Origin of the sequence: Streptomyces sp. MB09-01, assembly GCF_033794505.1 — a bacterium.
Classification (GTDB): Bacteria; Actinomycetota; Actinomycetes; order Streptomycetales; family Streptomycetaceae; genus Streptomyces.
In genome coordinates this window covers 1-7,172 of record NZ_JARAYQ010000339.1, presented here as the reverse complement: position 1 = coordinate 7,172, position 7,172 = coordinate 1, and the positions used below count along the sequence as shown (strand labels likewise).

At 73.4% G+C, this 7,172-nt stretch carries 8 protein-coding genes; 6 read left to right on the top strand and 2 right to left on the bottom strand.

What is annotated here, in order from left to right; translation table 11 throughout:
• Positions 1-110: 110 nt before the first annotated feature.
• A complete protein-coding gene (locus tag PV721_RS39025; protein WP_319732950.1) occupies positions 111-1,442 on the top strand; it encodes a glycoside hydrolase family 18 protein in 1,332 nt (443 codons plus the stop codon).
• A gap of 187 nt (positions 1,443-1,629) precedes the next feature.
• Complete coding sequence (locus PV721_RS39020; RefSeq protein WP_319732948.1) at positions 1,630-2,811, top strand: serpin family protein; 1,182 nt, start codon at positions 1,630-1,632, stop codon at positions 2,809-2,811.
• A 5-nt stretch (positions 2,812-2,816) separates the two neighbouring features.
• Here PV721_RS39020 and PV721_RS39015 read toward each other — a convergent pair whose 3' ends face one another.
• Positions 2,817-3,794, bottom strand: coding sequence for a carbohydrate kinase family protein (locus tag PV721_RS39015; protein ID WP_319732946.1), 978 nt, complete (start codon positions 3,792-3,794; stop codon positions 2,817-2,819).
• A 2-nt stretch (positions 3,795-3,796) separates the two neighbouring features.
• Entirely contained in the window at positions 3,797-4,492 is a 696-nt protein-coding gene (locus tag PV721_RS39010) for a bifunctional 4-hydroxy-2-oxoglutarate aldolase/2-dehydro-3-deoxy-phosphogluconate aldolase (RefSeq protein ID WP_319732944.1), read from the bottom strand.
• An 89-nt stretch (positions 4,493-4,581) separates the two neighbouring features.
• Here PV721_RS39010 and PV721_RS39005 point away from each other — a divergent pair, with 89 nt between their 5' ends.
• The 4 genes from PV721_RS39005 to PV721_RS38990 all read left to right on the top strand — a co-directional run bounded on the left by PV721_RS39005 (position 4,582) and on the right by PV721_RS38990 (position 7,077).
• Positions 4,582-5,370 carry an IclR family transcriptional regulator gene (locus tag PV721_RS39005; RefSeq protein WP_319732942.1) on the top strand — a complete coding sequence of 263 codons (789 nt, stop codon included), beginning with the start codon at positions 4,582-4,584 and terminating at the stop codon, positions 5,368-5,370.
• Between the two features lie 221 nt (positions 5,371-5,591).
• On the top strand, positions 5,592-5,849 hold the full coding sequence (locus PV721_RS39000) for a hypothetical protein (RefSeq protein WP_319732940.1): 258 nt from the start codon (positions 5,592-5,594) through the stop codon (positions 5,847-5,849).
• A 4-nt stretch (positions 5,850-5,853) separates the two neighbouring features.
• Entirely contained in the window at positions 5,854-6,018 is a 165-nt protein-coding gene (locus tag PV721_RS38995; protein ID WP_319732938.1) for a hypothetical protein, read from the top strand.
• A 255-nt stretch (positions 6,019-6,273) separates the two neighbouring features.
• Positions 6,274-7,077, top strand: coding sequence for an SGNH/GDSL hydrolase family protein (locus PV721_RS38990; RefSeq protein WP_319732936.1), 804 nt, complete (start codon positions 6,274-6,276; stop codon positions 7,075-7,077).
• Positions 7,078-7,172 lie beyond the last annotated feature (95 nt).

Below are 7,172 nucleotides of genomic sequence, written 5' to 3'. Positions count from 1 at the left end.
CGCCCAGCGAGTTTCGGCCGCCCCCTTGACCGCTCTGGTCCAGACCAATAATTTCCGGCATGCACCGCGCCCGCGCTCGCGCCCCCTCCCCGCCTCCGCAAAGGAAGCCCATGCGCCGCAGCATGCTCGGCAGGCTGGCCGTAGCCGCCTGTTCCCTCACCCTGCTCACCGCCTTCGCGCCCGCCGCCGGTGCGGACGGCGGCGGGGCGAGCGGACCCGGCCACTCGTACAAGAAGGTCGGCTACTTCACCCAATGGGGCGTCTACGGGCGGGACTTCCAGGTCCAGGACCTCGAGGCGAGCGGCTCCGCCGGCAAGCTCACCCACATCAACTACGCGTTCGGCAACGTCAGTCCGCAAGGCACGTGCTTCACCGGAAACGTATCCGGCGAGGCCGACGCATGGGCCGACTACGTCCGCCCGCTGGACGCCGAGAACTCCGTCGACGGGGTCGCCGACACCCCGGAGCAGCCGCTCGCCGGCAACTTCAACCAGCTGCGCGAGCTCAAGGCCAAGCACCCCGGCCTCAAGGTACTGATCTCGCTGGGGGGTTGGAGCTGGTCCACCCACTTCTCGGACGCCGCCCTCACCCCGGCCTCCCGCAAGGCCTTCGTCGAGTCCTGCATCGATCTCTACATCAAGGGCAACCTCCCGCAGGACGGCAGCCGCGGCGGCGCGGGAGCAGCCGCCGGCGTGTTCGACGGGATCGACCTCGACTGGGAGTGGCCCGGTTCCGCGGGCGACACCGACACGAAGTTCCGGCCGGAGGACAAGCGCAACTTCACCGAGCTCGTCAAGGAGTTCCGCACCCAGCTCGACGGGTACGCGAAGAGCCAGCGGAAGAGGACGAGGTACGAGCTGACCGCCTTCGTCCCGACCGCGCCCGCCAAGATCGACGCGGGCTTCGACGTCCGCCGGATCATGCGCGACCTCGACTTCGTGACCCTCCAGGGCTACGACTTCCACGTCTCCGGCGAGTCGAAGACCGCGCAGCAGTCCGCGCTTTACGCCCGGGGCGACTTCAGCGTCGACGGAACGGTGGACGCCTGGCGCCTGCGCGGAGCGCCCGCGCACAAGCTGGTGATGGGCATGCCCTTCTACGGGCAGGGCTGGACCGGGGTCAGCGGCGGCGGGGACGGCATGGGGCAGCCCGCCACGGGCCCGGCGCCGGCCACCTGGTCCGCCGGGTACGAGGACTACGAGGCACTGAAGAAGCTTGCCGATTCCGGCACTTACCAGGTCCACCGGGACCGGCGCGGGGGCCATGCCTGGCTGTTCGACGGCACCACCCTGTGGACGTACGACGACCCGCAGGTGCTGCGCGCCAAGACCGCCTACGTCCGCGAACACGGCCTGGGCGGCGCGATGTTCTGGTCGCTCGACGCGGACACCTCCGACGGAGAGCTGATGACGGCCGTCGACCGAGGCCTGCGCGGGCGCTGACCGGCGCCGCCGGGCCGGCCTCACCGACCGGGCACCTGACCGAACACCCGACAGGCACGTGACCAGACACCCGACGGGCACCCGGCCCGGCGCCCCGCCGGCCTCACCGCCGACGCAACTGACCGGCGCCGCCGGGCCGCGGAAATCCATCCGGCCCGGCGGTGTCCCTCCACGTACGCTCCCCCGCATGAGGAACTCGACGGTACGGGCGGTCAACCACCTGACGACGCGCTGGGCCGCCGCGCAAGCCCCGGCCGGCGACACGGGCACCGTGTTCACCGCGGCCGGGGTCTGGCCGCTGCTCGCCCTGCTCGCGGACGGCTCGGGCGGTCCGGCCCGCGCCGAACTGGCGCGCGCCCTGGGCATATCCGCCGAGGCCGCGGCCGGGGCCGCCCGGGAGCTGCTGGCCGCGCTGGCCGGCGTACGGGGTCTGCGGACGGCGACCGGGCTGTGGGCCAAGGCCGGACTCCCGCTGGAGGAAGACTGGGCGGCGAAACTCCCGGCCGGCGCCCGGGGCACGCTGACCGGGGACCCGGACGCCGACGCCGAGACGCTGGACGCGTGGGCGGCGGACCGGACCGGCGGGCTGATCGCACGCATGCCGGTGCTCCTCGACGAGGACAGCCTGATGGTCCTCGCCTCCGCGCTCGCGCTGCGGCTGAGGTGGATCCAGCCGTTCGACGAGGCGTACGGAGAGCCGTTCGCCGGTCCGTGGGCCGGCCGGCCCGTGCGCACGCTGCTCCGCAGCACCTCCCTGCTCGACCGGGTCCGGGTGGTGCACGGCCCGTCCGGTGCGGTCACCTTGCTGGAGGTCGTCGGAGCGGCGGGAGTGGACGTCCACCTCGTGCTGGGCGAGCCCGAAGCACCGGTCGGTGACACGCTCACCGCCGCGATCGCCGCCGTTACGAAGGCCCTTCCCGCCACGGGCGCGAGCCTGCTCCCGGACGGGAGCCCCGGTCCAGGACTGGCCGTCGCCACCGTGGCCGCCTACTCCCCCGAACCCCGGCTGCACATCGAGACGGTGGCCTTCGAGGTGCGGTCCGAGCACGACCTCCTGGACCACGCCCGGCTGTTCGGGCTGGAAGCCGCCACCGACAGGGACCACGGCCATTTCCCCGGCATCAGCTCCCAACCGCTGGCCATCGCTTCGGCCCGGCAGTCCGCACTGGCCCGGTTCCACGCCGCGGGCTTCGAGGCCGCGGCCGTCACCGCCTTCGGGGCCGCGGCCGGCTGCGCGGCGCCCCGGCCCCGCTACCGGGCGCGCCGGGCCGAGGTGCGCTTCGACCGGCCGTTCGGGTTCCTGACCGTCCACCGGACCTCGCGGCTGGTCCTGGCGGCCGGATGGGTCACCGAGCCCGACTCCCCCTAGACGGCCTAAGTCCTGCGCCGGTGGGCGGCGGCCAGGGCCGCCGTCTCCTCGAAGGAGGGGACGTGTCCGGTGCCGCCGCGGCCGGAGACCGAGAGGGAGGCCGCGGCCGTGCCGTACGCCACGGCGTCCGCGAGGGTGTCGCCGAGGGCGAGCCGGGCGGTGGTGGTGCCGGTGAAGCAGTCGCCCGCGCCGGTCGCGTCGACCGGCGCGGGGTTCACGGGGACGGGGTGGTAGGCCGCCCGCGTGCCGTCGTCCAGGAGCAGCCGGTCCGCGCCGGCGGTGACCGCGACCGTACGGGCGCCGAGCGCGCGGAAGCGGGCCGCGGCGGTCCGCGGGTCGTCGGTGTCGACGAGAGCCCAGGCGTCGGCCGGACAGGAGGTCTTGAGCAGCCCGGTCAGCGGGGCGATCCGGGCGAGCAGCTCCTGCGCCTCGGCCCGGCAGGTCAGCCGGGAGCGGAAGTTGGGGTCGTACGAGAGGTGCCCGCCCGCCCCGTGCACGAGGCGCGCGGCGGCCAGTACGGCGCTTCGGCTGCTCGGCGACAGGGCGCCGGTGATGCCGCTGGTGACGAGCGCCCCGCAGCGGGTCAGCAGCTCGCGCCAGGAATCGACGTGCGCGGGTGCGAGGGTGGAACCGGCGCTGCGGGTACGCCAGTAGACGAACGCGCGGTCGCCGTCGGTGTCGGCGCAGAGCAGGTAGGCGCCGTTGGGGCGCGGGGCGCGGCGCACGTGGGAGACGTCCACGCCGAGCTCGGCGGCCCTGCGCAGCAGCGGGGTGCTGAGTTCGTCGTCGCCGACCACGGCGAGCAGGGCGGTCCGGGCCCCTGCCGCGGCCGCGGCGGCCGCCGCGTTGAGTGCGTCCCCGGAGTAGGAGATGCGGGCCGGGGTGCCGTCGGTGGCCTCGCGCAGGGTGGTGCCCGCGTGGATCTCGACGAGGACCTCGCCGAGTACGAGGACGTCGTAGGCCGGGGCGGATGGCCGGGACACGGTCAGCGCTCCCCGACCGCGTCCGGGCCGGCGTCGGCACCCGCATGCGCGTCCGCATCCGCATCCGTGTCGCCGTCGCCGTGCGCGGGGCGCGGACGGGCCAGCCCGGCGAATACGGCGGCCAGTTCGACCGGGTCCGTCGGCAGGCCGGTGCCGATGCCGACGGCCGTGGCGCCCGCGGCCAGCCAGTCGGGGACCTCGGCGGGCCGGATGCCGCCGGTCGGGATGATCACCGCCGCGGCCAGCACCGCCCTGAGGGAGCGGACGAATCCGGGGCCGCCCACATGCGCCGGGAAGACCTTGGCCGCGCCCGCCGCGCGGACGGCGGCGGCGATCTCGCCCGGGGTGAACCCGCCCTCGATGAAGACGGCTCGGCGGCGCCGGGCGACCTCCCGGACCTCGGGGGCCGGGTAGGGGGAGACCAGGAAGGCGGCGCCCGCGTCCAGGGCGGTCGCGGCCTGCGCGGCGGTGGTGACGGTGCCGACGCCGATGAGGGCGGGGCGGCCGTGCGCGTCGTCGAGGGGAGCGGTACGGGCGAGGGCTCCGGCCCAGCCGGGGGTGGAGGTGGTCAGTTCGACGGCGCGGCAGCCGGCGGCGAGCAGGGCGGTGGAGCGGCGGACGGCCTCGTCGGCGTCGGCGTCGCGCAGCACCGGCAGCAGCCGCTGGGCCGCCAGTACCTCGTACGGGTGGCTGGACAAGGAAGACCTCCCGTTCGTTCCACGTAGCGGAACGGCGTACCGTGTAACGGAACCATTTGGTCTAGACCCTACCCACGTCGGGAGTTGCCGTGTCAACGGATGTGGACGAAGTCCCGGAGGGTGCGCGCGCGGGACGGACCTCCGCGGCCGGTTCCGCGCTGGAGAAGTCCCTGCGCATCCTGGAGGCGGTCGCGGCCCCCGGCGGCCCGCACCGGCTGACCGATGTGGCGACGGCGGCCGCGGTGCCCAAGTCGAGCACCTTCCGCATCCTGGCCTCGCTGGTCGAGCAGGGCTTCGTACGCCAGGAGGCCGAGAGCCGGTACGGGGTGGGGACGCGGCTGCGCGGCCTGTCCGCCCTCGTCGTCGGCGGGGAGCCGCCGAGCATCGGGCGCATCCTGGGCGAACTCCAGGAGAACACCGGCCAGACGGTCCATCTCGCCCTGCACAGCGGGGAGACGATCACCTACATCCGCAAGCTGGAGAGCGACCAGCCCTTCCGGACGGCCTCGCGCGTCGGCAAGCGCATGCCCCTGCACACGACCGCGATCGGCAAGAGCATCCTGGCCCACCTGCCCGCCGTTGAGGTGCGGGACCTGATCGCCGCCACCGGCCTGGCGCGCCGGACACCGCGGACGCTCACCACCGCGCGGGCCCTGCACGCGCAGCTGGCGGAGGTCCGTGCCCGGGGCTACGCCCTGGACGACGAGGAGAACGAGCCCAGCATCCGCTGCATCGGCGCCGCGATCCTCGGCCCTTCGGGCCGGCCGGTCGGCGGGGTCAGCATCACCACCGTCACGTTCCTGGTCTCCCGGGAGGAGATCGAGGCGTACGCACCCGCACTGCGCGCGGCCACGGAGGCCTTGGCTCCGCTGCTGTGACCATCTCGGGTGACCTGGTTGCCTGTGCGCCGAGGGATCCGCCCGCTCCTACGGGCCGAGGACCAGCCCCACGACCGCGGGCGCCCCGTCGCGAGGGAGCCCGGCGCACCTGCACCTCGATACCGGTCTCGTCCAGCTCCGTCATCTTCGTCATCTTCGTCAGCTCTCCCCGTTCGCGGCGATCGCCCAGGTCGCTCCGAAAGGCGTGACGTGCGGTCGAGTTGACCGCCCCGGCCGGCGCCGAGCCGGCCGCCTACCGGATCGAGGACGTGAGTGCGGCCGCCGCGACCGTCCTCGCCGACGCCGGGAACGACGTACTGCTCGAACGTTCGAACGTCCGAGCACCCGGACGGCGACGAGCCGGTCGACGGCTCCACCCTCCTCACCACCGCAGCCTCCGCGCCACGGCGCACGACGAGAACGGCGAGTCGGACGAGGGGTGGCCGCTCGCACGGCGGACCGCCTCGCTCCGGGGTTGACCTGGTGGCCCTCTCCGTGACCGTCGGGATCGCCGGGGAGCACCTGGGCCGCGCCGTGGCGACGCTGCTCCTCGGCTGCGTCGGAGCCTTGTTCACCTTCTTCGCCTGCGCGGCGACGCGCTGCCTGCCCGCGGCGGCCAGGCCGTCCCTTCGGACCGGGCACGGGTGAAGCCCGCGCCGTCAGGCACCGCGCATCGTCGCTCGAGCGAGCCTTGCAGCGGCGTCCGGCCCAAGCAGGCACAGGTGTTCCGGACGGCAGCGCGGGGGGATTTCCCGGGGCGGGGCCATGGCTCGGCATCGCCGCTCAGGGGAGCCCGCAGAAACAAACCGTTTCACACGCCTATCGCAAGGGCGTCCGCCACTGCTAGAAGAGTGACGCTTCAACAACTCCTGTTCCCCACAACACATCAGGGAGTTATTTGTCATGTACACATCACCTGCGAGACGGGTCCTGCCCGTCCTGCTGGCCCTGGTGGCCACGACCCTGGGCCTGACCCAGCAGGCCGCCGCCGCGACGGCGGCAGGGGAGCGCTTCGTCGCCCTCGGCGACTCCTACTCCTCAGGGGTGGGCGCCGGAAGCTACCTGCCCGACAGCGGCAGCTGCCAGCGCAGCAGCAAGGCCTACCCGTCCCTGTGGGCAGCAGCCAACGCTCCGGCCTCGTTCTCCTTCACCGCCTGTTCGGGAGCGACGACCGGTACGGTCAAGAGCAGCCAGCTGACCCCGCTCAACAGTTCCACCACGCTCGTGAGCGTCACCGCCGGCGGCAACGACGTCGGGTTCGCGAACGTCATGCAGACCTGCGTCCTGCAGAGCGAGGCGACCTGCGTCGCCGCGGTGAACAACGCCATCGCACAAATCACCAACACCCTGCCCGGGAGCCTTTCCTCCCTCTACGGCTCCATCCGCAGCAAGGCGCCGCAGGCTCATGTCGTCGTGCTCGGCTACCCCCGCTTCTACCAGCTGAACGGCAATTGCATAGCCGGGCTGAGCGAGACCGAACGCGCGGCGATCAACCGGGGCAGCGACGCCCTCAACGGGATGCTCGCCAAGCAGGCCGCCAACGCAGGATTCTCCTACTCCAGCGTCGTGGACGAGTTCACCGGCCACGAGATCTGCTCGGGCAACGCGTGGCTGCACAGCGTCTCGGTGCCCGTCTCCAACAGCTACCACCCCACGGCGGCGGGCCACTCCGGCGGATACCTTCCGGCCTTCCGCTCCGCCGTGTGATCTCCCCCGGACCACACCGGGGCCTCGATGGCCCGGAAGTCGACGCGGGTAGACCTCGCGCTTCAGCGCTCGGCACCCCGCAAACCGTCCCACCC

Bases quoted from the DNA above. Each gene is read 5' to 3' on its own strand.
- PV721_RS39025 (WP_319732950.1), top strand. From the start codon at position 111: ATGCGCCGCAGCATGCTCGGCAGGCTGGCCGTAGCCGCCTGTTCCCTC.
- PV721_RS39020 (WP_319732948.1), top strand. From the start codon at position 1,630: ATGAGGAACTCGACGGTACGGGCGGTCAACCACCTGACGACGCGCTGG.
- PV721_RS38990 (WP_319732936.1), top strand. From the start codon at position 6,274: ATGTACACATCACCTGCGAGACGGGTCCTGCCCGTCCTGCTGGCCCTG.